A 25,919-nucleotide genomic window follows, 5' to 3' on the forward strand; every position below is an offset into this window, starting at 1 on the left:
TTCCCTAACCCCGGCCCCTGGCCCCTCAGCCTGCGAAGCGGCGCGTGCCGCTTCGCTCAAGGCCGCTTCGCGATGACTTGGTCGACGATGCCGTAGTTCTTCGCTTCCTCGGCTTCGAGGAAGTAGTCGCGGTCGGTGTCGCGTTCGACCTTTTCCAGCGGCTGCCCGGTGCGCTCGGCCATGATGCGGTTCATCGTGGCCTTGGTCTTCAGGATGTCCTTGGCATGGATCTCGATGTCCGTGGCCTGGCCCTGCATGCCGCCCAGCGGCTGGTGGATCATGATCTTGGCGTTGGGCAGCGAGAAGCGCTTGCCCTTCTCGCCCGCGGCCAGCAGGAAGGCGCCCATGCTCGCGGCCATGCCGGTGCACAGCGTGGAGACCGCGGGCTTGATGAAGTTCATGGTGTCGTAGATCGCCAGGCCGGCGCTCACGCTGCCGCCCGGGGAGTTGATGTACAGCGAGATGTCCTTGTCGGGATTCTCGCTTTCCAGGAACAGCAGCTGGGCGACCACCAGGTTGCCCGTCTGGTCGTTCACCGGGCCGACCAGGAAGATCACGCGTTCGCGCAGCAGTCGCGAGTAGATGTCGTAAGACCGCTCGCCGCGGCCCGACTGCTCGATGACCATCGGAATCAGGCCGAGGCCCTGGGTGTCGAGTGCGCTCATGGGGGATTTCGCTCCGTGTGTGGCTGCTACTGTAGTCCGAAAGAAGATGGGGCGCGGCCGCAAGACTGCAAGCCCGCGCCCCGATCCGGGATCTTTCGGCGGAATCAGCCCTGCGGGCCCATCAGCTCGTCGAACGTGACCTGCTTGTCGTTGACCTTGGCCTTGGCCAGCACGTAGTCGGTCACGTTGTTCTCGATCACGATGGCTTCGACTTCGGCCATGCGGCGGTTGTCGCCGTGGTACCAGCGCTCCACGTCGGCCGGGCGCTCGTAGCTGGCGGCCAGCTCCTGGATGTGCGCCTTGACCTGCTCGGGCTTGGCGCCCAGGTCGTTGGAGCGCACCAGCTCGGCGACCACCAGGCCCAGGCGGACGCGGCGCTCGGCCTGCGGCTGGAACACGTCGCCGGGAATCGGCGCCTTGTCGGCGTCCTTGATGCCGCGCTGCTTCAGGTCGGCGCGGGCGTTCTCGACCATGCGGTCGATCTCGGCCTGCACGATGGACTTGGGCAGGTCAAGCTCGGCCTTGGACACCAGGGCGTCCATGGCGGACTGCTTGTTGCGCGCAAGCACGCGGAATTTCACCTCGCGCTCCAGGTTCTTGCGGATGTCGGCGCGCAGGCCGTCGACCGTCGCGTCGGCGATGCCCAGCGACTTGGCGAAAGCTTCGTTGACTTCCGGCAGATGCGGCGCCTCGATCTTCTTGACCGTGACCATGAAGTCCGCCGTCTTGCCGGACACGTCCTTGCCGTGGTAGTCCTCGGGGAAAGCGAGCGGGAAGGTCTTGCTCTCGCCGACCTTCATGCCGCGCACGGCGTCCTCGAATTCCTTGAGCATCTGGCCTTCGCCGATGGAGAACTGGAAGTCCTCGGCCTTGCCGCCGCTGAAGGTTTCGCCGTCGATCTTGCCTTCGAAATCGACCGTGACGCGGTCGTCCTGCTCGGCCGCCGCGTCCTGCGAACGCTGGGCGAAGCTGCGGCGCTGCTTGCGCAGGATGTCCAGCGTGCGGTCGACGGCCGGGTCGGTCACTTCGGCGCTGATGCGCTCGACTTCGGCGTCCGACAGGTCGGCGATCTTGACTTCGGGATAGACCTCGAAGACGGCGTCGAATTCCAGCTGGCCTTCCGGTGCGCCTTCCTTCTCGGTGATCTTGGGCTGGCCGGCGACGCGCAGGTTGGCCTCGTTGGCGGCCTGGGCGAAGGCTTCGCCCACCTTGTCGTTCATCACCTCGTACTGCACCGAGTAGCCGTAGCGCTGCGCCACCACCGACATCGGCACCTTGCCGGGCCGGAAGCCGTCCATCTTGACGGTGCGCGCGAGACGCTTGAGACGGGTGTCGACTTCGGACTGGATCGCGCCGACAGGCAGCGACAGGGTGATCTTGCGTTCCAGCTTGTCCAGGGTTTCTACGTTCACGGCCATGATGGGTTTGCTCACTAGAGTCTTCGATTGCGTGGTGCGCGGGGGGGGACTCGAACCCCCACACCATTGCTGGCGTCAGGACCTAAACCTGGTGCGTCTACCAATTTCGCCACCCGCGCCCGCTGTCCTGATTCTTTGAAAGGGAAAGCGGGCAGCCAGGTGACCCCGGCGGCCCGCTCGAATCCGGTCAACTGACGATTTTAACCTGCGGAACAACGGCGCCCGAACAGCCGCCGTTTTCCGCGCGTTGCACCGTCAGGCCGGCTGCGCCTCCAGCAGGGGCGGCGCCGGTTGTTCCTCGCCGGGGCGCTTCACGCGGAACCACGCCGCGTACATCGCCGGCAGGGCGAGCAGCGTCAGCACGGTGGCCACGATCAGCCCGCCCATGATGGCCACCGCCATCGGGCCCCAGAACACCGAGCGCGACAACGGGATCATGGCCAGCACTGCCGCGGCCGCGGTCAGCACGATGGGGCGCAGCCGCCGCACCGCCGATTCGACGATGGCGGTCCAGGCCGGCACGCCGCGCGCGCGGTCCTGCTCGATCTGGTCGATCAGGATCACCGAGTTGCGCTGGATCATGCCCATCAGCGCGATCACGCCCAGCAGCGCCACGAAGCCGAATGGCCGGTTCAGCAGCAGCAGCGCGCCCGCCACGCCGGCAATGCCCAGCGGGCCGGTGATGAACACCAGCAGCGCGCGGCTGAAGCTGTGCAGCTGCAGCATCAGCAGCGTGAAGACGATGAACAGCATCACCGGGATGCCGGCGGAGATCGACGACGAGCCCTTGCCGCTCTCCTCCACCGCGCCCGCCACCTCCAGCCGGTAGCCGGGCTGCCACTTGGCGGCCAGCGCATCGAGCTTGGGCTGCAGTTCCGCCGTCACGGTGGCGCCCTGCAGGCCCTCGATCACGTCGGCTTGCGTGGTGATCGCGTAGCTGCGGCCCTCGCGCCACATCACGCCCGGCTCCCAGGCGAAGGTCGGCTTGGCGATCTGCGTGAGCGGGATCGACTTGCCCGACGCGGTGGGCAGGTAGGCGTTGCCGATGTCGGTGATGGCGTTGCGCTCGTCCAGCGGCTGGCGCAGCACGATGTCGATCAGCTTGTCGCCTTCGCGGTACTGGCCGACCGTGGTGCCCGACAGGATGGTCTTGCTGGCCTGCGCGATCGACTGGCTGGTGACGCCGAGCGCACGCGCCTTGGCCTGGTCGACCTCCAGCCGCAGCACCTTCACCGATTCGTTCCAGTTGTCGTTGACGCCGCGCGTGTTCGGGTTGGCGCGCATGGCAGCCTTCACCTGGTCGGCGTAATCGCGCAGCACCGCCGGATCGGTGCCGACGACGCGGAACATCACCGGGTACGGCACCGGCGGGCCGTTGGGCAGCAGGGTCAGGCGGCCGCGGGCTTCCGGGAACTCCCTGGCCAGCAGCGCCGGCAGGGTGCCGCGCAGCGCCTCGCGCGCATGCAGGTCCTGCGGCAGCACGATCAGCTGCGACACGTTGGTCTGCGGGAACACCTGGTTGAGCGGCAGGTAAAAGCGCGGCGCGCCCGAGCCGATCCAGGTGCTCACCGAGCTCACGCCCGGCTGGGTCATCAGGCGCTTTTCCACCCGCCTGGTGAGTTCCTCGTTGGCGGCGAACGACGTGCCCTCGGGGAACCACAGGTCCACCATGATCTCCGGCCGGCTCGAGTCCGGGAAGAACTGCTGCTGCACCTTGCCCATGCCGACGATTCCCAGCGCGAAGGTCAGCAAGGTGGCTCCGATGGTGATCCAGCGGTGCTCCACGCACCAGTCCACCGCCCGGCGAAAGCGCCGGTAGAACGGCGTGTCGAAATGCTCGTGCACTTCGGCGGACCCGGCATGCACCGGCGCGTGCGGCTTGGCCTTGAGCAGCAGCGTGCCCAAATACGGCACGAAGTACACCGAGACGAACCAGCTGAGCACCAGCGCGATCACCGTCACCGCGAAGATCGCGTAGGTGTACTCGCCCACGGTGGAGCGCGCCATGCCGATCGGCAGGAAGCCGGCGGCGGTGATCAGCGTGCCGGTCAGCATCGGCATCGCGGTGACCTCGTAGGCGAAGGTGGCGGCGCGGACCTTGTCGTAGCCCTCCTCCATCTTGCGCACCATCATTTCCACCGCGATGATCGCGTCGTCCACCAAGAGGCCCAGCGCGATGATCAGCGAGCCCAGCGAGATCTTGTGCAGGCCGATGCCCCAGTAGTTCATGGCCAGGAAGGTCACGGCCAGCACCAGCGGGATGGTGATGCCCACCACCAGGCCGGGACGCATGTCCACGTACCAGCGCCGCCACAGCGGCAGGCTCCCGGCGTCGGGCCGCTTGTGCAGGCCCAGCGCGAGGAAGCTCACCGCCAGCACGATCGCCACCGCCTCGATCAGCGTGCGCACGAATTCGTTGACCGAGCTGGCCACCGAGCGCGGCTGGTCCTGCAGCTGCACCAGGCGGATGCCGGCGGGCAGGCCGTCCTCGATGCGGCTGGAATTGGCCTTGAGCGCCTTGCCCAGGCGGATGATGTCGCCGCCCTTGGCCATGGACACGCCCAGGCCGATCACCTCCCTGCCCTGGTGGTGCACCTTCACCAACGGCGGATCGACGTAGCCGCGCTTGATCTCGGCGATGTCGCCCAGCCGCAGCTGGCTGCCGGAGCTGCCGCGGATCGGCATCGCCTTCAACTGGTCGAGGGCCTCGAACTGGCCGCCCACGCGCACCTGCACCACGTCCAGCGGCGTCTGCACCGCGCCGGCCGATTCCACCGCGTTCTGCTGGCCCAGCTGCGCCAGCACCTGGGTCAGGTCCAGCCCGAGCTGCGACAGGCGCTTTTGCGAGATCTCGACGTAGAGCTTCTCGTCCTGCACGCCGAACAGCTCCACCTTCGCCACGTCGGGCACGCGCAGCAGCTGCTGGCGCACGTCGTCGGCGAAGGTCTTGAGCTCGGCGTAGTTGAAGCCGGCGTCGGCCTGCAGCGCGTAGATGACGCCGTAGACGTCGCCGAACTCGTCGTTGTAGAACGGCCCCTGCACGCCCTGCGGCAGGGTGGCGCGGATGTCGCCGATCTTCTTGCGCACCGTGTACCAGACGTTGGGCACGTCGCCCGGCTTGGAGGAGTCCTTGATCTGGAAGGTGATCAGCGACTCGCCCGGCTTCGAATAGCTGCGGATGATGTCGGAGTACGGCACCTCCTGCAGCGTGCGCTCCAGCTTGTCGGTGACCTGCTCGGCCACCTGCTGCGCCGTGGCACCGGGCCAGTAGGTGCGGATCACCATGGCGCGGAAGGTGAATGGCGGGTCCTCGTCCTGGCCCAGCTGGAAGTAGGCCGCGACGCCCAGCACCATCAGCACCACCATCAGGTAGCGCGTGAGCGCCGGGTGTTCCAGTGCCCAGCGCGAGAGGTTGAAGCGCTGGCTCTCTTGGGTTGCGTGTCCGTCCTGCATGCCGGCCTCAGCGCGTGGCGGTGGGCACGGGCGCGGCCGCCGCGGTCCCCGGCGCCGGCTTGGGGGCGGCCGGGGCGGCGGCGCTCATGGCCGACGGGTCCTGCCAGATCGCGACCTTCTGGCCGGGCTGCAGCACATGCACGCCGGCCGACACCACGGTCATGCCCGGCTGAAGGCCGGAGCTGATGACTGCCTCGTTGCCGTCGGCGGTGGTCACCTGCACCGGTTGCGACTTCAGCGTCATGGAGCCGCGGTCCACCACCCACACGGCCGTGCCCTTGCCTTCCTGGCGCAAGGCGCTGGTCGGCAGCTTGATCATCTGGGCCGAGAGCTCCGGGCGGCTCAGCACGGGCAGTACCGACACGGTGGCGCCCAGCGGCGGCTGCACGGCGGGATCGAGCGACACCTTGACGGCATAGGTGCGGGTCACCGGATCGGCGCTGGCCGCGACTTCGCGCACCTTGCCGGGCACCGAGGTGCCGCTGGCCCAGGGCTTGACCATCACGGCCGCCCCGGGGCGCACGCCCGCCACCTTGTCCTCTGGCACCGAGAACACCACGTCGCGGGCGCCGTCCTGCGCAATCCGCACCACCGGCGTGCCGGCGGACACCACCTGGCCAGGCTCGGCTTCGATGGCGGTCACCACGCCCGAGACGTCGGCCACCAGGTTGGTGTAGCGCGCCTGGTTGCCCTGCGAGGCGAACTGCGCCTGCGCCTGCTGCAGCTGCGCCTGCGCCGCCTTGAGGGTGGTTTCGCGGCGCTCGAGTTCGGCGCCGCTGATGAAATTCTGCTCGCGCAGGGCGGCGTAGCGCTTGAAGTCGCCGGCCGCCAGGTCGCGGTTGGTGCTGGCCGCGGCGACCTGTGCGCGCGCGGCGTCGGTGGCCAGCTTGTAGTCCTGCGGATCGAGCTGCGCGAGCACGTCGCCGGCCTTCACGTGCTGGCCCAGTTCGGCCTGGCGGCGAATCATCTTGCCCGCCACGCGAAAGCCCAGGCGCGATTCGACACGCGGCTTGACCTCCCCGGAAAACTCGTAACCCGACTGTGCGCTGGATGTGCCCACGTTGATCACCTTGACGGCACGCAGCGGCTCGGGCGGCGCCTCGGGCTTGGAGCACCCACCCAGGGTGATAGCTACCAATGCGAGCAGGCTGAGCGACAGCGGAAGTGCGGAGAATTTCTGATACGGCATCATGAAAGAGGTCAAAAGTTTCGCAAAATCAGGTGCTACTGACTGACTGGTTAGTAATCTAGGGGATTTGGCCCAGCCGTGTCAAGCAACAATGCGCGGGTGACGACACCGCCCGACGGCCGGCCCCAACCGGTCGACCACTACGAAAATTTCCCGGTCGCCTCCTGGCTGTGCCCGGCGCGCCTGCGCCCGGCCGTGGCGGCGATCTACTGGTTCGCGCGCACGGCGGACGACATCGCGGACGAAGGCGACGCCACGCCGGCACAGCGTCTCGCCGACCTTGCCGCCTACGAGAGTGCCCTGCGCAGTTGCATCGCCGGCACCGACGCTTTCGCGCGCTGGCCGCAGGTGTTCACGCCGCTTGACAGGGTGCTGCGCGATTTCGCCCTGCCCTCCGGGCCGCTGTTCGACCTGCTGAGCGCCTTCACGCAGGACGTGCGCAAGACCGCCGCCGGCGCGCTGTACCGCGACCGCGTCGAGCTGATCGACTACTGCCGCCGCTCCGCCGACCCGGTCGGGCGGCTGATGCTGCACCTGTACGGCGTCACCGACGCCCAGGCGCTGCAACGGTCGGACGCCATCTGCAGTGCGTTGCAGCTCATCAATTTTTGGCAGGACTTGAGCCTGGACATCCCGCGCGGCCGCTACTACTTGCCGGTGGACGACCTGCGGCGCCACGGCATGGACCCGGCCGATCCCGCGCAGTGGGCCAGCCACCCGCAGGCGCCTGCGCTGGTCGCCCACGAAGTGGCATGGGCGCGCGACCTGATGCACGCCGGCGCACCGCTGGTCCACCAGGTGCCAGGCCGCGCCGGCTGGGAATTGCGGCTGGTGGTGCAAGGCGGCCTGCGCATCCTGGACCGCATCGCGGCCACAGGCTACGGCAGCTTCCATGTGCGGCCGAAGCTGCGGCGCCGGGATCTGGGCGCCATGGCATGGCGTGGCTTGCGAATGTGACAATCGCTGCCTCATGACGCCAGAACAGTACGTGCAGGACAAGGCCGCGGCCTCGGGCAGCAGCTTCTACTACGCCTTCCTGTTCCTGCCGCCGCCGCGCCGCGCCGCCATCACCGCTTTCTACGCCTTCTGCCGCGAGGTGGACGACGTGGTGGACGAGGTCAGCGACCCCGGCATCGCCGACACCAAGCTGGCCTGGTGGCAGGCCGAGGTGGCGAAATCCTGCGCTGGCAATCCCACGCATCCGGTCATGCGCGCGCTGGTGCCGCACATGGCGCCCTTCGGGCTGCGGCAGGACCAGCTGCAGGCGGTGATCGAAGGCTGCCGCATGGACCTGCAGCAGACGCGCTACCTGGACTTCCCTGGCCTGAAACGCTATTGCCACCTGGTGGCCGGCGTGGTGGGCGAGGTGTCGGCGCGCATCTTCGGCCAGACGCAGGAAGCCACCACCGCCTACGCGCACACGCTGGGCCTGGCATTCCAGCTCACCAACATCATCCGCGACGTCGGCGAGGACGCGCGGCGCGGGCGCATCTACCTGCCGGTCAACGAGCTGCAGCAGTTCGAGGTGAAAGCCAATGAAGTCCTGCAGCGCCAGTATTCCGAACGCTTCACCGCGCTGATGCGCTTTCAGGCGCAGCGCGCACATGCGTTGTACGACGAAGCGCTGGCGCTGCTGCCCGCCGAGGACCGGCGCGCGCAGAAGCCGGGGCTGATGATGGCCAGCATCTACCGCACCCTGCTGCGCGAGATCGAATCCGATGGCTTCCAGGTGCTGCACCAGCGCGTGAGCCTCACGCCGTTGCGCAAGTTCTGGCTGGCCTGGAAAATCCAGGCGCTCGGCCGCCTGTGACGCGCCCTGCTATGCGCAAGGTGGCCGTGGTCGGCGGCGGCTGGGCCGGACTGGCCGCCGCTGTGCAATGCATCCGTGCGGGCCACCAAGTCACGCTGTTCGAAGCGTCGCGCACCCTGGGCGGCCGCGCGCGTAGCCTGGAGGTGGCGCTGCCCGACGGCACGACGGCAATGCTGGACAACGGCCAGCACATCCTGATCGGGGCCTACGTGCAGGCGCTGCGCCTGATGGAGGATGTCGGCGTCGACTTGCAGCAAGCTTTGCTGCGGCTGCCGCTCACGCTGCGCTTTCCCGACGGCACCGGCCTGCGGCTGCCCGCGTGGCCGGCGCCGCTGGACGCGCTGACCGGCATGCTGGGCGCGCGCGGCTGGGGCTGGCGCGACAAGCTGTCGCTGCTGCGGCATGCGGCCGGCTGGCAGTGCCGTGGCTTTGCGTGCGCGCCGGAACTCAGCGTCGCCGTGCTGTGCCGCGACCTTGCGCCGCGCGTCGTGCACGACCTGGTCGAGCCGCTGTGCGTCGCCGCGCTCAACACGCCGGCCGAACGCGCAAGCGCCCAGGTGTTCCTGCGCGTGTTGCGCGATTCGCTGTTCGGCGGCGGCCATGGCCAGTGGGCCGGCTCCAACCTGCTGCTGCCGCGCCGCGACCTGGGCCGGCTGTTCCCGGATGCCGCACGCGACTGGCTGCGGGCGCACGGCGCCGAGATCCGCATGGGCGCGCGCGTGCATGCGCTCATGCGCGATGGCGCGCAATGGCGCGTCGACGGCGAGCCGTTCGACGCGGTGCTGCTCGCCTGCCCGCCCTGGGAAGCCGCGCGCCTGGTGGAAGCCAGCGGCGCGCCCGCTGATGGCTGGCTCGCGCGCGTGCGCGCACTCGACTACGAACCCATCGCCACCGTGTACGCGATGGGCAGGCAAGCCCTGCCCTTGTCTTTGCCCTCTCCCATGCTGTCCCTGCGCAGTGATGCCCGGCGGCCGGCGCAGTTCGTGTTCGACCGCGGGCAGCTTGGCGGGCCAGCCGGCCTGCTGGCCTTCGTCGCCAGCGCCAGCCGCGGCAGCCTGGAAGAACTGCAGGACCAGATCGTCGCGCAGGCGGCAACGCTCGGCTGGCCGGTCACGCCGCTGCGCACGGTGGTGGAAAAGCGCGCCACCTTTGCCTGCACGCCCGGCCTGCTGCGGCCTGGCATTGCCGTCGCGCCGGGGCTGTGGGCCTGCGGCGATTACGTGGAAGGCCCTTATCCCGCGACGCTGGAAGGCGCGGTGCGCGGCGCCATCGAGGCTGCCGGCGCGCTCACCTGAGCAGATCGCACAGCTCGCCCAGGTGGGCCACTGTGATGTGCGGCTGCAGTTCGTGCGGCCACATCGTGTCCGAACGGTTCAGCCACACCGCCTGCATGCCCGCGTTCAGCGCGCCCAGCACGTCCAGCGTGGCGTCGTCGCCCACATGCAGCACGCTTTCGGGCGGCACGTCCACCGCGCCGGCGGCGGCGTGGAAGATGCGCGGATCGGGCTTGCCCACGCCGAACTCGCGCGCCGAGATGCTGGCCGCGAACAGCGGCGCCAGGCCGACCACCGCCAGGTCCGCGTTGCCGTTGGACACGCTCACCAGCGGAAAGCGCGCCGCCAGGAAATCCAGCGCGGGACCTGCGTCGTCGAACAGCGTCACGCGCTGGCGCTCAGCGAAGAACACGCGGAACGCCTCGTCGGCCAGCAGCGGGTCTTCGCCGGCGCGGTAGAGCGCCAGGCGGATCGATTCGCGCCGCAACGTGCTCAGGTCGTGCTTGAGTTCGGGACGCGAATCCGCCATGTGGTCGCGGATCTCGCGCAGGGCGCCGGGGCTGGAGAACAGCGCCGCGGCCATCGGCGCGTTGTGGGTCAGCCAGCTGTGCAGGGCTTTTTCGGCGCGCTCGATGGTGGGCCAGATCGGCCACAGCGTGTCGTCCAGATCGAGGGAAATGGCCTTGATTTTGGCGACGTCGAGCATGACGGCGAGAATACTCCAATGGCCTCGCCCTTCATGACGGAACCACCTTTCGCGCACGGCCAGCCGCCGCGCACCGCCCTCCTCCTGTGCAACCTTGGAACGCCCGACGCGCCCACGCCGGCGGCGGTGCGCCGCTACCTCGCTGAATTCCTGAGCGACCCGCGCGTGGTGGAGATCCCGCGCGCGGTCTGGCTGCCGCTTCTGCACGGCGTGATCCTGCCGCGCCGCAGCGCGAAGTCGGCCGCCAAGTACGCGAGCATCTGGACGCCCGAGGGCTCGCCGCTGAGGATCTGGACCGAGCGCCAAGCCAAGCGGCTGCAAGGCTGGCTGGGCGAGCACGGCCACCGCGTGCAGGTGGCCTACGCCATGCGCTACGGCAATCCCTCCATCGCCAGCCAGCTCGACGCGCTGAAGGCCGCCGGCGCCACGCGCGTGCTGGTGCTGCCTTGCTATCCGCAGTATTCGGGCACCACCACGGCCAGCATCATCGACGCAGTGGGCGCGTGGACGGCACGCACGCGCAGCGTGCCAGAGCTGCGCTTCGTCAACCGCTACCACGACGACCGCGGCTACATCGATGCGCTGGCCAAACGCATCGAGCGGCACTGGCGCGAGGAAGGCCGTGGCGAGCATCTGCTGATGAGCTTTCATGGCGTGCCCGAGCGCACGCTGCACCTGGGCGACCCCTACCACTGCGAATGCCGCAAGACGGCGCGCCTGCTGGCGGGCAGGCTGAACCTGGCGGAAGGCGATTACAGCGTCACCTTCCAGTCGCGCTTCGGCCGTGCCAAATGGCTGGAGCCGTACACCGAACCGACCTTGCGCGAACTGGCGCGGCGCGGCGTCGAGCGCGTAGACGTGGCGTGCCCCGGCTTCACCGGCGACTGCCTGGAGACGCTGGAAGAGATCGCGCAGGAAGGCCGCGACGCTTTCCTCGCCTCGGGCGGCAAGGAGTTCCACTACATCCCGTGCCTGAACGACACCACGGAGTGGATCGGCGCGCTCGGCGGCATCGCGGAACAGCACCTGGCCGGCTGGCCAACGAAAGACGAGCCCGACAAGCAGAAGCTGGCGGCATCGCGCGAACGCGCGCTGGCACTCGGCGCAAAGGCCTAGCGCAAGCTGCGCCCAGCCCAGCTCAGGCCGCTGCCAGCATCTGCTGGTGCCGGTCGATGAACGACGTCACCAGGTCCAGCTGCGCCGGCACGTTCAGCGCCGGCGCGTGCCCGCAGCCGGGCACTTCCACCACGCGCAGCAGGCCCAGGGTGCCCGGGCCGCGGCGCTGCATCTCCTCGGTGGCATCGGGCAGCACCAGGTCGGACTCGGCGCCGCGCAGCACCAGCACCGGAATGCGCAGCCGGTCGTAGTGCTCCCACAGGTCGTAATCGTTCGGGTGGTCGGTGAACTGCCGCACCATCGCCGGGTCGTAGTGCGGCGTCACGCGCCCATCGGGCAGGCGGCGCGCCGAGGTTTCGGCCAGGCGCCGCCACTGCGCGTCCGTCAACAGGCCGAACGGCTTGTAGACCTGCCGGAAGAAGGCTTCCAGCTGCGCCATGGTGTCGAAGGCCGGCGGATTGCCGGCATAGGCGCGGATGCGCTCCACCGCCGGCGCCGACAGGCGCGGCGCGTTGTCGTTCATCACCAGGCTGGCGATGCGGTCCTTCATGCCCGGCTCATGGATGCCGGCCGCGCACACCTCGCCGATGGCGCCGCCCATCGAGGTGCCGACCCAGTGCGCGCGCGCGATGCCGAGCCGGTCGAACAGCGCCGCGGCGGTGCGCGCGTAGAACGCCAGCGTGTACTCGTTGCCCGGGTCGGGGCTCCACTGGCTGAAGCCGCGGCCGATGGTGTCGGGGCAGATCACGCGGTAGCGGCCGCTCAGATGGTCGGCCAGTTCGTCCATGTCGCGGCCGGTGCGCGCGAGTCCATGCCAGGCGATCACCACCGGCGCGTTCGGCGAGCCCCACTCCGTGTAGTGCATCTCGCGCCCCGCGCAGGTGACGTAGTTGGAGGTGAATGGCATGGACACTTCGCTCGTCAATCGGGAATGGTGACCGTTCCCGCCAAGAAGCCGATGGCGTCGGCGGGCGCCGGTGCTGTCACGAAGGCCGGCACGTTGGCCGCGGTGATGGCCGGCGCCGTGCCAGGCACGCCACCGCGCGGCACGGTGCGCACCACCTGGCTGGCCGGCAGCGCGCTGCCGTTCTTCAGGTGGCCGTACATCGCGTCGAGCGCGCGGTTGAGGTACACGTGCAGCGGCACGAAGCGGCTGTCGTAGCCGGGCAGCACGCTCGGCAAGCCGATGAAGGTATCGAAGTGCTGGGCGTTGGTGACCTCGATGTACGACAGCTTGCTGGCTGCGCCTTCCACCTTCTTGTTCAGGCCGAAGTATGGGCGCGAGGTGTGGTTGACCGGCAGCAGGTTGTCCGAGCGGCCGTGCACGATGATGGCCGGCTTGCCCTGCAGGTTGCCGTTGCGGCGCGTCTCGTCCAGCCCGGCCTGCAGCTTGAGCGCCTGCGGCGTGTTGCCGGTGACCAAATTGCGCAGGCACAGCGCGCCGTCCAGGTTCCAGTCGGCCACGCTCGCGGCGTTGAACGACAGGAAGTCGCGCGCCGGCCCGAACTTGCCGTTGTTGTTCACCAGGTTGATGCCGCCAGCCGGCGGCACGCCGTTGCCGGTGGCGAACATGCCGGCCAGCGCCGCCGCCGGCGCCAGCGTGGTGATGCTGCCGTTCGCGGCCGTGGCGGCGTAGCTGAAGCCGCACAGGTTGTCCTTCACGCTGGCGCGCGACAGCGCGTTGGCGAAGGTCACTGCGACGGCGGGTGCGATTTCGAACGCGGCGTGCGAGGCCTGCAGGATGGCCGCATCGGGCTCCCAGCCGTAGGCCAGCAGCTTGTGCAGCGACTCCTCGGCCTGTTCGGCGGTGGTGGAGGCGTTCAGCAGCCCCTGCGCCTTCAGCGCGGCGCAGCGGTTCGGCGCCACCGGAAACGCGGGCGCCGCGAAGCCGGCCGCGTAGGCGGCGGCGAACGGACCGCTCGCGATGGAGGGCGCGAGCGAGGCGCAGGCCTGGTACAGGTTGGCGTAGGTGGTGAAGTCGATCAGCGGCTTGCCGACCACCGGCACGGTGGTGTTGCCGCGCCTGATGGTGATGCCTGCGTTGGCCGGCATCTCCACCGCGGGTTCGGCCACCGCCACGCCGCGGATCAGGCCGCGCGTGTCCTGCTCGGCCGCCGCGATGGCGGCACCGCCGCCGTTGGACACGCTGGAGGCGATGACGATGGTGTTGCCGGGCGTGAGCGTGGCGTAGCGGCGGCCGCCGCCGTCCTGGTCGCCGTACTTCTCGTTCAGCACGTACAGCGCGAACTCCGCCGCCTGCAGCGTGAACTTGCCCCAGTCCTTCTCCACGTTGTGCCCGGAATGCGCGTGCTTGAAGGCGTAGCGGTTCGGCGTAACGGCGTTGAATGCGGCCAGCTCGGTGCCGCTCAAGCCGGCATTGAACTGCGCGGCCGTGCCGGCCGCGGCCGCGCTCGTACGCCGGCCGTCGATCAGCGGCACGGTGTCGTTTTGCAGGTCGTGCGGCGCGGCGCCGGTGCCCTTGTCCGTGTAGGCGACGGCGCAGCCGTGCTTCAGGCCCCACTCGCCGGTGGAGATGGCGCCGTACACGCCGCGCGAGCCTGACGACGCGGCGGCAATGATGCAGGGATTGGCTTTGTCGAAGGTGGCCGGCACCTGCACCATCAGCGTCACGTTCTGGCGGCCGCTGCCGTCGTCGGAGAACGCGATGTACTCGGTGCCCGCGATCTTGCCGCTGCCGGCCGTCGGCGTGCCGCCCACGTCCACCGACGGGCCGTACAGGGTGCCGTAGCCACCGGCCGCCGTGGTGTCGACGATGGCGCGGTAGCTGTTGTAGATGGCCGCGCGGCGCAGCTCGGCGGCCGTCGGCGCCTCGGCATTCGCATAGGCCGGCGGCGTCGCCGACGCGAGGCCGCTTGCGCCCAGGCCGGCGGTCAACAGGTCGTCGCCGCTGCCGTCGTAGGTGGCGGACATCACGCTGCCCAGGAATGCAGGCTTCTCGTTCACCTGCTGCGATGACGAATCGCCGCAGCCGGCGGCCAGCGCCGCGCAGGCCAGCCCCACACCCGCCAGTCCCATCGTGCCCGCCGTGCCGGCGGCATGCTGTTTCTTCGTCATGTGCGTTTTCCTTGCATGAGCTTGTGTTGCGTGGAAGCGGCGCGCAGCCGCCCCACCACACCAGTGGGGAAGTAATAGACCGAGAGCACGAACAGCACGCCCAGCCATAGCAGCCAGCGGTCCGGCGACAGCAGCGCGGCCAGCCATGGCAGGCCCGACGCGGCTTCGCTGCCCAGCCGCAGCAGGTCCTGCAGGTAGCTTTGCGCCACCACGAACAGGCCGGCGCCGAGCGCGGCGCCATACACCGTGCCCATGCCGCCGATGACGACGATCAGCAGCACGTCGAGCATGATCTCGAACGACAGCGAAGTGTCCGGCCCGTTGTAGCGAAGCCAGAGCGCCAGCATGGCGCCGGCCAGCGTGGCGAACAGCGCCGACAAAATGCTGGAGAGCGTGCGGAACACCACCACGCGGTAGCCGATGGCCTCGGCGCGGAACTCGTTCTCGCGGATCGCCTGCAGCACGCGGCCGAACGGCGAATTCACGATGCGCAGCAGGGCCAGGAACAGCACCAGCGCCACAACGAACAGCAGGTAGTAGCAGACCAGGCGCCCGTCGAGCGTGACGCCGAAGAGCGGCTGTTCGGCCAGCGCGAAGCTGGGCGACAGGACTTCCGGCACCTTGAAGGTCAGGCCGTCCTCGCCGCCGGTGATCTCCGACAGCTGCGAGGCCAGCGTCTGGAACGCCGCCGCCACCGCCAGCGTGATCATCGAAAAGAAGATCGCCCGCACGCGCAGCGAAAACAGGCCGATGGCCAGCGCCAGCACGAAGGACAGCGCCAGCGCGCCGGCGATGCCCGTGAACAGTGCGCCCCAGGTCGGGCCGAACCGCGTGAAGGCGATCGCCACGCCATAGGCACCGATACCGAAGAACATGGTGTGGGCGAAGCTGACGATGCCGGTATAGCCCAGCAGCAGGTCGAAGCTCGCCACCAGCACCACGAACACCAGCACCTTGGCGGCGACGTTGAGCGCCTTCACGCCGGGGAAGACGAACGGCGCGAACGCCAGCGCGAGCAGCAGCACGACGAGCAGCACGGCCAGCACGCGGCTGCGCGGGAAATCGGTGGAAAGGATGCGGGCTAGCATGGCGCTCACTTGTTCAGGGCGTACACGCCCTGTGGCCGCCACAGCAGGATGGCCATCATGAGCGCGATGTTGGAGAACAGCGCCGCCTTGGGCACCAGGAAGCCGGTGTAGTTGGCCATCAGGCCCACCAGCACGGCGCCCACCAGCGCGCCGGTGGTGGAGCCCAGCCCGCCGATGATGAGCACGATGAAGATCAGCACGTTGACCTGCGCGCCCATCTGCGGCGTCACATTCTGCTGGTACAGGCCCCACATCACGCCGCCCAGGCCCGCCAGCGCGCTGCCGACCACGAACACGCCGATGAACAGCACGCGGATGCGGTAGCCCAGCGACTCCACCATCTCGCGGTCCTGCACGCCGGCGCGGATCAGGAGACCGATCTTGGTGCGCGTGAGCGTCCACAGCAGGCCGCCGAACACCAGCGCGCCGACCACCACCGCGAGCGCACGGTACTTCTCGACCGCGGCCTCGCCGAACAGGAGGGTGCCGCGCATGCCCTCGGGCAGCGGCAGCGGGATCTGCAGGGGGCCCCAGATGACCTTGATCAGCTCCTCGCCGATGATCATGCCGCCCATGGTGATGAGGATCTGCTTCAGGTGGTTGCCGTACACCGGCCGCACGATGAAGCGCTCGAACGCCAGGCCCACGGCCGCGGCGACCAGCATGGCGACCACCATCGCCGGCAGCACCGCCAGCAGGTTCATCCACAGGCTGGCCGAGCTGGTGTAGTCGGACATGCCGCCCAGCACGCTGGTGGCGACGAAGGCGCCCAGCGCGATGAACACGCCGTGGCCGAAATTCAGCACGTCCATCAGGCCGAACACCAGCGTGAGGCCGGAGGCGATGACGAAGATGATCATGCCCATGGCCAGCCCCGCCACCGTGAGCGTGACCCAGGTGGACAGCGAGCCGATAAAGGGCAGCACCGCCAGTGCCAGCAGCGGCACCAGGGCCAGCGGCTTCCAGTCGAAATCGATGTTCTTCATAGGGCCAGTCCCAGCAAGGACTGCTGCAGGGCCTCGTCGTCGGCCAGCTCCTTCATGGAGCCGGCATGCACGACCTGGCCGTTGTCCATCACGGCCACCGTGTCGCCCAGCCGCCTGGCGAAGTTGAAGTTCTGCTCCACCAGCAGGATGGTCACGCCGCTGGCTTTCAGCTGCGCGAAGGCGTCGATCATGTTGTTGATGATGGCGGGCGCCAGGCCCTTGCTCGGCTCGTCGATGACCAGCAGCTCGCGCGGCTCGACGATGGCGCGCGACACCGCGAGCATCTGCTTCTGGCCGCCCGAGAGCTTGCCGGCCGGGTGGTTCCAGAACTTCTCCACCGCCGGAAACAGCGAGAAGATCCACTTCAGCCGCGTGTCGTCCAGCTGGTCGGCGCGCTTGGCGGCGCGCGCGGCCAGAAGCATGTTTTCCTTGACCGTGAGGTCGGCGAAGATGCCCATGTTCTCGGGCACGTAGGCGACGTTCAGGCCGGCGATCTGCGGCGTGGGCCAGGCCGTGATGTCCTGCCCGCCGAAGGCGACGCGGCCGGCGGACGCGCGCCACAGGCCCATGATGGTCCGCAAGGTGGTTGTCTTGCCCGCGCCGTTTCGGCCCAGCAGCATGGTCAGCTGGCCGCGCGGCACGGCGAGGTCGACGCCGTGCAGGATGTGGTACGCCCCGATGTGGGTGTGCACGGCGGAAAGCGTGAGGAGATTGGCGCTCATGGCTGCTCCCCCGTGCCGCGCAAAGGCCCTTCGACAGGCTCAGGGCGAACGGCCCCCACATCCCGTTCCGGTTTCACTGTGTTCCGTTCGGGTTGCGCTGCGTTCCGTTCGGGCTGAGCTTGTCGAAGCCCTTCCACTTCAGGGCGAACGGAGACGCCCAGATAAGCCTCTTGCACGATCGGCGACGCAATCACCTCCGCCGGTTCGCCATCCGCGACCAGCGCGCCGTTGTGCAGCACGATGATGCGGTCGGCCAGTTCGCGCACCACGTCCATCTTGTGCTCCACCAGCAGGATCGTCTTGGTCCTGTCTTCCTTGAGCTTGCGGATCAGGTTCAGGATCACCGGCGCCTCGGCGGCGTTCATGCCCGCCGTCGGCTCGTCGAACATGAAGACCTGCGGCTGCAGCGCCATCAGCAGCGCGACTTCCAGCTTGCGCTGGTCGCCGTGCGGCAGGTTGGCCACCAGCTCGTGCTCCTTGTCGGCGAGTGCCACGGCGTGCAGCACCTCGTCGGCGCGCGCGGTCAGCGCAGTGTGGTCGCTCCACACGCTCCACAGGTTGAGGCCGCGGCCGTGCCCACCCTCGCGCGACGACTGCACGGCCAGCCGGATGTTCTCCAGCACGGTCAGGCGCGGGAACAGGTTGGTGAGCTGGAAGGCCCGCCCCAGGCCCGCGCGGGTGCGCTGCGACGCGCTCAGGCCCGAGAGGTCGCGCCTGCCCAGCGAGACGCTGCCGGCCGAGGCCTTCAGCTGGCCCGAGATCAGGTTGAAGTACGTCGTCTTCCCCGCGCCGTTCGGCCCCACGATCGCAGTCAGCGTCCCCGGCTCGAAAGCGCAGGTGACGGCATTGACCGCGACGTGACCGCCGAAACGGATGGTCAGGTCCTTGGTGGCGAGCTGGCTCATCGAGCTTTCATCAGGGACAGGTCCCGATCACGTAGTAGTTGGTGCCGGTCTGCTTCAGCGTGGTGGTCGCGAAGGTGTTCCACAGGCCCATGTACTGGTTGGAGCCGTTGGCGTAGGTATAACCGCCCGACTGGTAGGCGCGCCCGGCCGTGGTGTGCGCGTAGTTGCTTGAGGTGTAGCAGGTCGCGGTGGCGCCCGCGAGCGTGGTGCCGCTGGCCGCTGCCGAGGCCGCGCCTTCCAGGCCGCCGCTGTCCACCGCGCGCACTGTCCACGAATAGGTGGTCGATGCCGCCAGGCCGGTGTCGGTGAAGCTGGTGCCGCCGACCTGCAGCGCGTTCACCTTGTTGCCGTTGCGGTACACGTTGTAGCCCGACGCGCCGGTGACGGCGCTCCAGCCGATGGCCATGGTGCTGGTGGTCGCGCCCGAGGTGCTGACGCTGGCCGGCGCCGGCAGCGTGCCGCCGCCACCGCCCGAGCCGGTGCCCGAGGACAGCTGGTTCACCATCGCCTTGATCGCCGCGATCTGGGTGCCGCCCTTCTGCGCGAAATTGGTGCCGTACCAACCGATCCAGTCCCAGCAGCCGTTCGGGTTGGCCAGCGAGCCGCTGGCGGAAGTCGCGCGGCTTGTGCTGTCCACCTTGGCTTGCGGGAACAGAACGATGATGCCGTTGGTGTCGGCCCAGCGGGTGTAGCCGGTGTTCTTGATGAACTTGTCGCCGATGGTGGCGTAGTTCTGCTGGCAGCCGTGCAGCGCCACGTGCACCTTGCACTGGGTGCCGCTGGCGCAGCTGGCCGGCACGTACACCCAACCGGTGGCCGACATGCCCGGGTTGGCGGTGAAGGCGGCCTGGTCGAACTCGATGTAGTTGCCCGCGGCTGGCGCGTTGTTGCGCGCGTTCAGCCCGCCGTAGAAATGCGTGAACATCGCCTGCACGCCGTCATAGCCGCAGTTGCTGATGTAGGGCGAAGCGCTGGTGCCGCAGGCGTTGTCGCCGGTGCTGTCGAAGTCGGTCGGGAACACGTGGGCCGTGCTGGCGCGCGACACGTACAGCAGGTTGGCTGCCGTCACGCCGTTGTTGGTGTACTGCGTCTTGGCGCCGAGCATGGGGTTCGGGCCCACCGTGGAGTCGCTGGTGCCCACGAACATGTAGACCTTCTGCGCCGCCACGTTGGCCTTGGCGTCGATCTGGCTGCCGCTCCAGTTGTTGATGTCGGCCTGCATCGTCGACAGCTGGGTGGAGCTGATGGTGGCGTTGTACATGCACGCCGTGTAGTTGCTGTGGCCGGCGCACATGTAGGGGCCGCCCGCGAAGATGCCCACGCCCTTGAAATAGGACGAATAGGCATAGCCCAGCTGGTTGGCCATGAAGCCGCCCGAGGACAGCCCGGACACCGTCGCCTTGGACGTGTCGACGTTGTACTTGGGAAGCGCCACCACCGCGTGCGCGGCCACGGTGGCGAGAGCCATCGCCGCGGCGGCGGCGAGGGTGCGAAGCAGTCTGAATTTCATTGCGTTGTCTCCTTGATATAGCGGGATTCCGTCATGGCGATGCCCATCCCCCGTGTGCCCGGGGGTTGTTCTCAACGTGAAAGTTAGCGGTGCAGGCGCTTCAGCGCTTGTTGCGGATCGGGACGTTCATCTCTTCCGGCTTGATCTCGCGGACCAGCTCGGGAACGCCCCAGGGGAAGGCCGGATCGACCTTGATCTTGAAGTGGTACATGGACTGCATGGCCTGGTGGTCTTCCTTGCGGAAAGTCATGCGGCCCTTGGGCGTGTCGAAGCTCATGCCTTCCATGGCGGCAATCAGCTTGTCGGCGCTGGCGTCGCCGTTGGTCTTCTTCAGCGCGGCCACGGCGGCCATGGCGGCGGAGAAGCCGCCGGCGGTGAAGAAGTCCGGCGGCGCCTTGAACTGCTTGTAGTGCGCGGCCACCAGGGCTTCGTTCACCGGGTTCTTCGGGATGCCGAAGTAGTAGTAGGTGGCGCCTTCCATGCCCGGGAACTGCTTGTACGAGGCCATGGCCGGCAGGATGTTGCCTCCGGTGAAGACGTCGATGTTGTAGCGCTGCTTCAGGTTCTGCGCGGCCAGCGCGTTGTACGGCGGTACGCCGCCGGCCCAGATCACCTCGATGGCCTTGTTGCCCGGCAGGTCCTTGATCCGATCGACGATGCGCTGGATGCCGGCGGTGAAGTCGGTGGTGGCCTGCGGCAGGTATTCCTCATGGACGATCTTGGCGTTCTTCAGAGCGTCCTTGAAGGCCTTCACGCCGTCGCGGCCGAACGCGTAGTCCTGCGCCAGCGTGGCAACCACGGTGCCCGGCTTGTCCATCGCCACCGCGTTGGAGATCGCGTCCTGCGAGCTGTTGCGCCCGGTGCGGAAGATGTACTTGTTCCACTTGTCGCCGGTGATCGAATCGGCCACGGCCGGCTCGACCAGCAGGATCTTCTTGTACTCCTCGGCCACCGGCAGCATGGCCAGCGCAACGCCGGAGGAACTGGGGCCGATGGCCATGTCGGCCTTGTCGTCGGAATAGGCGGTGGCCAGCAGCGACTTGCCCAGGTCCGGCTTGCCCTGGTCGTCCTTCTCGATGATGACGATCTTCTTGCCGCCGACCATCATGGTGCCGCCGGTGGCGTAGTCCAGGCCCATCATCAGGCCGGTCTGCGTCTGCTTGCCGTAGGCTTCCAGCGGGCCGGTACGGCTGTAGACGTGGGCGATGCGGATTTCCTTGCTCTGGGCGAACGCCAGCGGGCAAGCGAGTGCGGCGACGGTGGCTGCGGCAAGCACAGTCAAGGTACGGCGGTTCATCATGTCTCCTAGTTTGCAGACGACCTTGCACGCACCGTGCCAGAGCGTAAGTGGTTGATTTCACAGTGTGTGGCGCACCAGCCGTGGCTCATCTGCATGGTTCGCGGACACTTGACTGTCTTGTTTTCAGGCAGTTGTCTGATTTCCGTGCAATACGTCCAGCCGCTCGTAGAGCTTGGCGCGGGAAATGCCGAGCAGCTTCGCGGCGGCCAACTTGTTGCCGCCGGTCGCGGCCAGCGCTTCGCGGATGGCGCGGCGCTCGAGCGCGGCCACCTGCTCGGCCAGCGGGCGCAGCGGGCCGGCATGCCCGGCTGCCGGAAGTACGGCCACGCGCGGCGGCTCCACCCGCTCCATGCCGGCTTCATGCAGCACCTGCTCGACGTCCTGCGCCTCGATGCGCGGCGCGTCGCTGCGCATGGCGGCCTGTTCCATCACGTTGCGCAGCTCGCGCGTGTTGCCGCGCCACGGCTGCGCGGTGAGCAGCGCGATCGCCTCGGCGCTCAATTCCAGCGGGCCGGAGGCGTTGCGCGCCGCGATATCCTCGGCCAGCACCTCGGCCAGCGCCGGGATGTCGGCGCGCCGCTCGCGCAGCGGCGGCACCCGGATCGGCAGCACGTTGAGGCGGTAGTACAGGTCTTCGCGGAAGCGCCCTTCGCGCACCAGCGCCGCCAGGTCGCGCGAGGTGGCGGCGATCACGCGCGCGTCGAAGCGCACCACCTTGTTGGAGCCCAGCGGCTCGATCTCGCCTTCCTGCAGCGCGCGCAGCAGCTTGGCCTGCAGGCCCTGCGGCATGTCGCCGATCTCGTCCAGGAACAGCGTGCCGCCGTCGGACAGCTTGAACTTGCCGTCGCGGCCCTTGCGGTCGGCGCCGGTGTAGGCGCCCGGCGCCACGCCGAAGAACTCGGCTTCCAGCAGCGTGTCGGGCACGGCAGCGATGTTGACGCTGACGAACGGCCCGCGGGCGCGCGGCGAGGCGGCGTGGATGGCGTGCGCCAGCAGTTCCTTGCCCGTGCCGGTTTCACCCAGCAGCAGCACCGGGCTGGACGACAGCGCCGCGCGCCGCGCCTGCCGCTTCACTTCCACGGCCGGCGGGCTGCTGCCGATGAAGCTGGCCAGGGTGTGCTTGCTGCGCCGCTGCGTGGCGAGCTCGCGCCGCGCGTCGTCCAGGTCGCGCTGCAGATGCGCGAACTTCTGGATCAGCGGCTGCAGCGTGGTTTCGGGGTGGTCGAACAGCACGATGCCCAGCGCGCCGATCACCTCGCCCTGCGCGTCGCGCAGCGGGATGCGGCTGACCACGAAAGTGCCGGCCTTGTTGGACAGCAGATCGATCAGGATCGGCTTGCCGGTGCGCAGCACGCGGTGCATCTGCGTGTTCTGCACCACCTCGGACACCGGGTGGCCGACGAAGTCCTCGACCCGCTCGTAGCCCAATGCCGGCAGGAAGCGCTTGTACAGGTCGTTGATCCAGACCACGCGCGCGTCGCGGTCCACCAGCAGCATGCCTTCGCTGGCGTTGGCGAACAGCTCGAACATGGAGCGCGCCGCCAGCTCCAGGATGCTTTGGGCGTCGCTCGGCAGCGACATCTCAGTGCCCCAGGATCTTGGACAGGAAGTCCCGGCTGCGCTCGCTCTGGGGATTGTTGAAGAAGTCGTGCGGGTTGCCGCGCTCGACGATCTGGCCTTCGTCCATGAAGATCACGCAGTCGGCCACCGCCTTGGCGAAGCCCATCTCGTGGGTCACGCACAGCATGGTGATGCCCTGCCCGGCCAGCTCGATCATCACGTCGAGCACCTCCTTGATCATCTCCGGGTCGAGCGCCGAGGTCGGCTCGTCGAACAGCATGATCTTCGGCGTGAGGCACAGCGCCCGCGCGATGGCCACGCGCTGCTGCTGCCCGCCCGACAGCTGCAGCGGGAACTTGCTGGCCTGGTCGGCGATGCGCACGCGTTCCAGCTGCTGCATGGCGCGCTCCACCGCCTCTTTTCGCGGCAGCTTGCCCACCCACATGGGCGACAGGATCAGGTTGTCCAGCACGCTCAGATGCGGGAACAGGTTGAACTGCTGGAACACCATGCCGACCTTCCTGCGCACGGCGTCGATGGCTTTCACGTCGTCGGCCAGTTCCACGCCGTCGACCACCAGGCGGCCTTCCTGGTGTTCCTCGAGGCGGTTGATGCAGCGGATCAGCGTGGACTTGCCCGAGCCGGACGGACCGCAGATGACGATGCGTTCACCGCGCCCCACCTCCAGGTCGATGTCGCGCAGCACGTGGAAGTCGTTGCCGTACCACTTGTTGACCTTGTCGAAGCTGATGATGGATTCGGGCATGGCAGGACCTGCTTTCGGCTCAGCGCCGTTTGCTCGTGTTGACCTCGCGCTCCACCCAGCGGCTGTAGCGCGACATGGAAAAGCAGAACACGAAGTAGATCAGCGCGATGAAGAAATAGCCTTGCAGCTTGAACACCTTCCAGTTCGGGTCGGCGTTCAGCGCGAGGTCGAGCGCGCCGGTGAGCTCGTACAAGCTGACGATGCTTACCAGCGAGGTGTCCTTGAAGATCGAGATGAAGCTGTTGACGATGCTGGGCACCACCATCGCCAGCGCCTGCGGCAGCACGATCTTGCGCTGGGCCTGCCAGTACGACAGGCCCAGCGTCGCCGCCGCCTCCACCTGGCCGCGCGGCACCGCCTGCAGGCCGCCGCGGATCACCTCGGCGAGATACGCCGCGGCGAACAGCGTCATGCCGGCCAGCACGCGGATCAGCACGTCGATGGTCACGCCCTGCGGCATGAACAGCGGGAACATGAACGAGGCCATGAACAGCACCGAGATCAGCGGCACGCCACGGATCAGCTCCACGTAGACGGTGCAGATGGCGCGGATGGCCGGCAGGTCGGATCGCCGGCCCAACGCGACCGCCAGCGCGATCGGGAACGCCATGCCGATGGACAGCGTGGACAGCAGCACGGTGAGCGACAGGCCGCCCCAGCGATCGGTCTCCACCTTCGACAGGCCCAGCACGTTGCCGTGCATCAGCATCAGGAACACCGCCAGAACGGCGAGCCAGGCGACCGCCAGCCACGATTTCCAGAACACGCGCATGCAGCTGGCCACCAGCATCGCCAGCATCAGCAGGGTGGCCACCAGCGGACGCCACTGCTGGTCGAACGGATAGCGGCCCAACACGATCACGCGGTACTTCTCGGCCACCACGCCCCAGCAGGCGCCCACGCCCTCGGCGGCGCGGCAGGCCACGAGGTCGGGCCGCCACACGGCGTTGAGCACCGCCCAGTTCAGGAAGCGCGGCAGCACCCACGCCAGCAGCGCACACACCAGCAGCGTGCCGGCCGCCGTGCGCCAGTCGTGGAACAGGTTGGCGCGCGTCCAGGCGAGCGGGCCCTGCGTGCGGCGCGGCGCCGGGCGCGGGACGATGGAGCGGAAACTGCTTGCGCTCATGCTGTGCTCAGCGTTCCTTGATGGCGACGCGCGCGTTGTACCAGTTCATGGCGCCCGAGGTCAGCAGCGACAGCGTGAGGTACACCGCCATCAGGATGGCGATGCACTCCACCGCGCGGCCGGTCTGGTTCATCGCGGTGTTGGCGATGGACACCACGTCGGGGTACCCGATGGCGACCGCCAGCGAGGAGTTCTTGGTGAGGTTCAGGTACTGGTTGGTCAGGGGCGGCACGATCACGCGCAGCGCCTGCGGCAGCATCACCAGGCGCAGCTCCATGCCGCGGTCCAGCCCCAGCGCGGCCGCGGCCTCGCCCTGGCCGGCCGGCACGGCGGCGATGCCCGAGCGCACCACTTCGGCGATGAAGGACGCCGTGTAGAGCGACAGGCCCATCAGCAGCGCCAGGAATTCCGGCGTCAGCGCGCCGCCGTTCTCCACCGCGAACTCGCCCTTCATGGGGAAGTCCAGCACGGTGGACGCGCCGCCGGCCAGCCAGCCGGCGAAGCCGCCCACCAGCAGCAGCCCGATGGGCACCCAGACCATGCTGAGCGGCCGGCCGGTCTGCTCGAAGCGCTTGCGCGCCCAGCGCCGGTACAGCCACATCAGCACTACGCCGGCGCCCAGGCCTGCCAGCGTCCAGGCCTCGCCCGGTCCCCAGACCGGGGCGGGAAAATTCAGGCCCCCCTTGCTCAGGAAGAACGGCCCGACTTTCCAGGCTTCCTGCAGGGAAGGCAGCATTTCGGTGAGCACCAGGTACCACATCAGCAGCTGGATCAGCACCGGCACGTTGCGGAATGCTTCCACGTAGCCGGCGCACAGGCCGCGCACCAGGGCGTTGCGCGAGAAGCGGCCGATCCCGACCAGCGTGCCGATCAGGGTGGCGAAGATGATGCCGGCGACGGCCACGCGCAGCGTGTTGCTCAGGCCGATGCCGAAGGCGCGCACATACGACTCGGTGGAGTCGAAGGGGTACAGGCTCTCGCCAATGGTGAAGCCGGCGGGCTGGCTGAGGAAATCGAAGCCGCTCTGGATGCCGCGCACGCGCATGTTGTACGCGGTGTTGGAGGCGAGGAACCACACCACCAGCGCGATGGCGGCCACGGCGACCAGCTGATAGACCAGCCCGCGGAAGGCGCGGCTGCGCCAGGACCAGCTCTTCTTGCGCGGCGGCTTCTTTGCTTGCATGTCGGACAGGGGTATGCAACATGCGGGCCCGGCCGGGGCCGGGCCCGCTGTCGCGAACTGCGCTCAG

The 25,919-nt window shown here is 68.5% G+C and carries 20 protein-coding genes, 1 tRNA gene and 1 pseudogene; 4 read left to right on the plus strand and 18 right to left on the minus strand.

All coding sequences use genetic code 11. The features are described 5' to 3' along the window. Positions 1 to 56: 56 nt before the first annotated feature. From clpP to H0U68_RS11735, 5 genes are all read right to left on the minus strand, one after another. Complete coding sequence (gene clpP, locus H0U68_RS11715) at positions 57 to 665, minus strand: ATP-dependent Clp endopeptidase proteolytic subunit ClpP (RefSeq protein WP_296355744.1); 609 nt, start codon at positions 663 to 665, stop codon at positions 57 to 59. Positions 666 to 769: 104 nt separating this feature from the next. Further along, the gene (gene tig, locus H0U68_RS11720; RefSeq protein ID WP_296355800.1) at positions 770 to 2,083 is read right to left on the minus strand and encodes a trigger factor; all 1,314 of its coding nucleotides are present in this window, start codon (positions 2,081 to 2,083) and stop codon (positions 770 to 772) included. A gap of 32 nt (positions 2,084 to 2,115) precedes the next feature. Then, positions 2,116 to 2,202: transfer RNA gene (locus H0U68_RS11725), tRNA-Leu, on the minus strand. A 136-nt stretch (positions 2,203 to 2,338) separates the two neighbouring features. Then, positions 2,339 to 5,536 carry an efflux RND transporter permease subunit gene (locus H0U68_RS11730; protein ID WP_296355747.1) on the minus strand — a complete coding sequence of 1,066 codons (3,198 nt, stop codon included), beginning with the start codon at positions 5,534 to 5,536 and terminating at the stop codon, positions 2,339 to 2,341. A gap of 7 nt (positions 5,537 to 5,543) precedes the next feature. After that, on the minus strand, positions 5,544 to 6,728 hold the full coding sequence (locus H0U68_RS11735; protein ID WP_296355749.1) for an efflux RND transporter periplasmic adaptor subunit: 1,185 nt from the start codon (positions 6,726 to 6,728) through the stop codon (positions 5,544 to 5,546). Between the two features lie 96 nt (positions 6,729 to 6,824). On the opposite strand from H0U68_RS11735, the gene hpnC reads away from it, so the two are divergent. Genes hpnC through hpnE form a run of 3 tightly spaced genes read left to right on the plus strand, consistent with a single transcriptional unit; the run spans position 6,825 to position 9,830 of the window. Next, positions 6,825 to 7,682, plus strand: coding sequence for a squalene synthase HpnC (hpnC, locus tag H0U68_RS11740; protein WP_296355751.1), 858 nt, complete (start codon positions 6,825 to 6,827; stop codon positions 7,680 to 7,682). A gap of 13 nt (positions 7,683 to 7,695) precedes the next feature. After that, positions 7,696 to 8,535 carry a presqualene diphosphate synthase HpnD gene (gene hpnD, locus H0U68_RS11745; protein ID WP_296355753.1) on the plus strand — a complete coding sequence of 280 codons (840 nt, stop codon included), beginning with the start codon at positions 7,696 to 7,698 and terminating at the stop codon, positions 8,533 to 8,535. A gap of 11 nt (positions 8,536 to 8,546) precedes the next feature. After that, positions 8,547 to 9,830, plus strand: coding sequence for a hydroxysqualene dehydroxylase HpnE (hpnE, locus tag H0U68_RS11750; RefSeq protein ID WP_296355755.1), 1,284 nt, complete (start codon positions 8,547 to 8,549; stop codon positions 9,828 to 9,830). Here the strand turns inward: hpnE and H0U68_RS11755 are convergent. After that, entirely contained in the window at positions 9,823 to 10,515 is a 693-nt protein-coding gene (locus H0U68_RS11755; RefSeq protein ID WP_296355757.1) for an HAD-IA family hydrolase, read from the minus strand. The genes hpnE and H0U68_RS11755 overlap by 8 nt on opposite strands. 18 nt (positions 10,516 to 10,533) lie before the next feature. On the opposite strand from H0U68_RS11755, the gene hemH reads away from it, so the two are divergent. Next, positions 10,534 to 11,631, plus strand: a complete 1,098-nt coding sequence (gene hemH / locus H0U68_RS11760) for a ferrochelatase (RefSeq protein ID WP_296355758.1) — start codon at positions 10,534 to 10,536, stop codon at positions 11,629 to 11,631. 22 nt (positions 11,632 to 11,653) lie between these two features. Here the strand turns inward: hemH and H0U68_RS11765 are convergent, their stop codons facing one another. The 12 genes and pseudogenes from H0U68_RS11765 to H0U68_RS11820 all read right to left on the minus strand — a co-directional run bounded on the left by H0U68_RS11765 (position 11,654) and on the right by H0U68_RS11820 (position 25,852). Next, entirely contained in the window at positions 11,654 to 12,538 is an 885-nt protein-coding gene (locus H0U68_RS11765) for an alpha/beta hydrolase (RefSeq protein ID WP_296355760.1), read from the minus strand. Between the two features lie 14 nt (positions 12,539 to 12,552). Beyond that, positions 12,553 to 14,706, minus strand: a complete 2,154-nt coding sequence (locus H0U68_RS11770; protein ID WP_296355762.1) for a D-(-)-3-hydroxybutyrate oligomer hydrolase — start codon at positions 14,704 to 14,706, stop codon at positions 12,553 to 12,555. Beyond that, positions 14,703 to 15,794, minus strand: a complete 1,092-nt coding sequence (locus H0U68_RS11775) for a branched-chain amino acid ABC transporter permease (protein WP_296355765.1) — start codon at positions 15,792 to 15,794, stop codon at positions 14,703 to 14,705. Before H0U68_RS11775 ends, H0U68_RS11770 begins: the two co-directional genes overlap by 4 nt. A 5-nt stretch (positions 15,795 to 15,799) precedes the next feature. After that, positions 15,800 to 16,780 (minus strand): branched-chain amino acid ABC transporter permease, encoded by a 981-nt coding sequence (locus tag H0U68_RS11780; protein WP_296355767.1) that lies wholly within the window; start codon positions 16,778 to 16,780, stop codon positions 15,800 to 15,802. Next, complete coding sequence (locus H0U68_RS11785) at positions 16,777 to 17,502, minus strand: ABC transporter ATP-binding protein (RefSeq protein ID WP_296355769.1); 726 nt, start codon at positions 17,500 to 17,502, stop codon at positions 16,777 to 16,779. Before H0U68_RS11785 ends, H0U68_RS11780 begins: the two co-directional genes overlap by 4 nt. Before the next feature lie 149 nt (positions 17,503 to 17,651). Continuing rightward, positions 17,652 to 18,407, minus strand: a pseudogene (locus tag H0U68_RS11790) (ABC transporter ATP-binding protein); the annotation flags it as partial. Between the two features lie 10 nt (positions 18,408 to 18,417). After that, on the minus strand, positions 18,418 to 19,917 hold the full coding sequence (locus tag H0U68_RS11795; RefSeq protein ID WP_296355771.1) for a PHB depolymerase family esterase: 1,500 nt from the start codon (positions 19,915 to 19,917) through the stop codon (positions 18,418 to 18,420). A gap of 100 nt (positions 19,918 to 20,017) precedes the next feature. Then, a complete protein-coding gene (locus H0U68_RS11800) occupies positions 20,018 to 21,214 on the minus strand; it encodes a substrate-binding domain-containing protein (RefSeq protein WP_296355773.1) in 1,197 nt (398 codons plus the stop codon). Positions 21,215 to 21,340: 126 nt separating this feature from the next. After that, complete coding sequence (locus tag H0U68_RS11805; protein ID WP_296355774.1) at positions 21,341 to 22,798, minus strand: sigma 54-interacting transcriptional regulator; 1,458 nt, start codon at positions 22,796 to 22,798, stop codon at positions 21,341 to 21,343. Position 22,799: 1 nt separating this feature from the next. After that, positions 22,800 to 23,543, minus strand: coding sequence for an amino acid ABC transporter ATP-binding protein (locus H0U68_RS11810; protein ID WP_296355776.1), 744 nt, complete (start codon positions 23,541 to 23,543; stop codon positions 22,800 to 22,802). A gap of 19 nt (positions 23,544 to 23,562) precedes the next feature. Then, positions 23,563 to 24,669, minus strand: coding sequence for an amino acid ABC transporter permease (locus H0U68_RS11815; protein WP_296355778.1), 1,107 nt, complete (start codon positions 24,667 to 24,669; stop codon positions 23,563 to 23,565). Between the two features lie 7 nt (positions 24,670 to 24,676). Continuing rightward, the gene (locus tag H0U68_RS11820; RefSeq protein WP_296355780.1) at positions 24,677 to 25,852 is read right to left on the minus strand and encodes an ABC transporter permease subunit; all 1,176 of its coding nucleotides are present in this window, start codon (positions 25,850 to 25,852) and stop codon (positions 24,677 to 24,679) included. Positions 25,853 to 25,919: the final 67 nt, after the last annotated feature.

Origin of the sequence: Ramlibacter sp. (assembly GCF_013697775.1) — a bacterium.
Taxonomy (GTDB): domain Bacteria; phylum Pseudomonadota; class Gammaproteobacteria; order Burkholderiales; family Burkholderiaceae_C; genus Ramlibacter.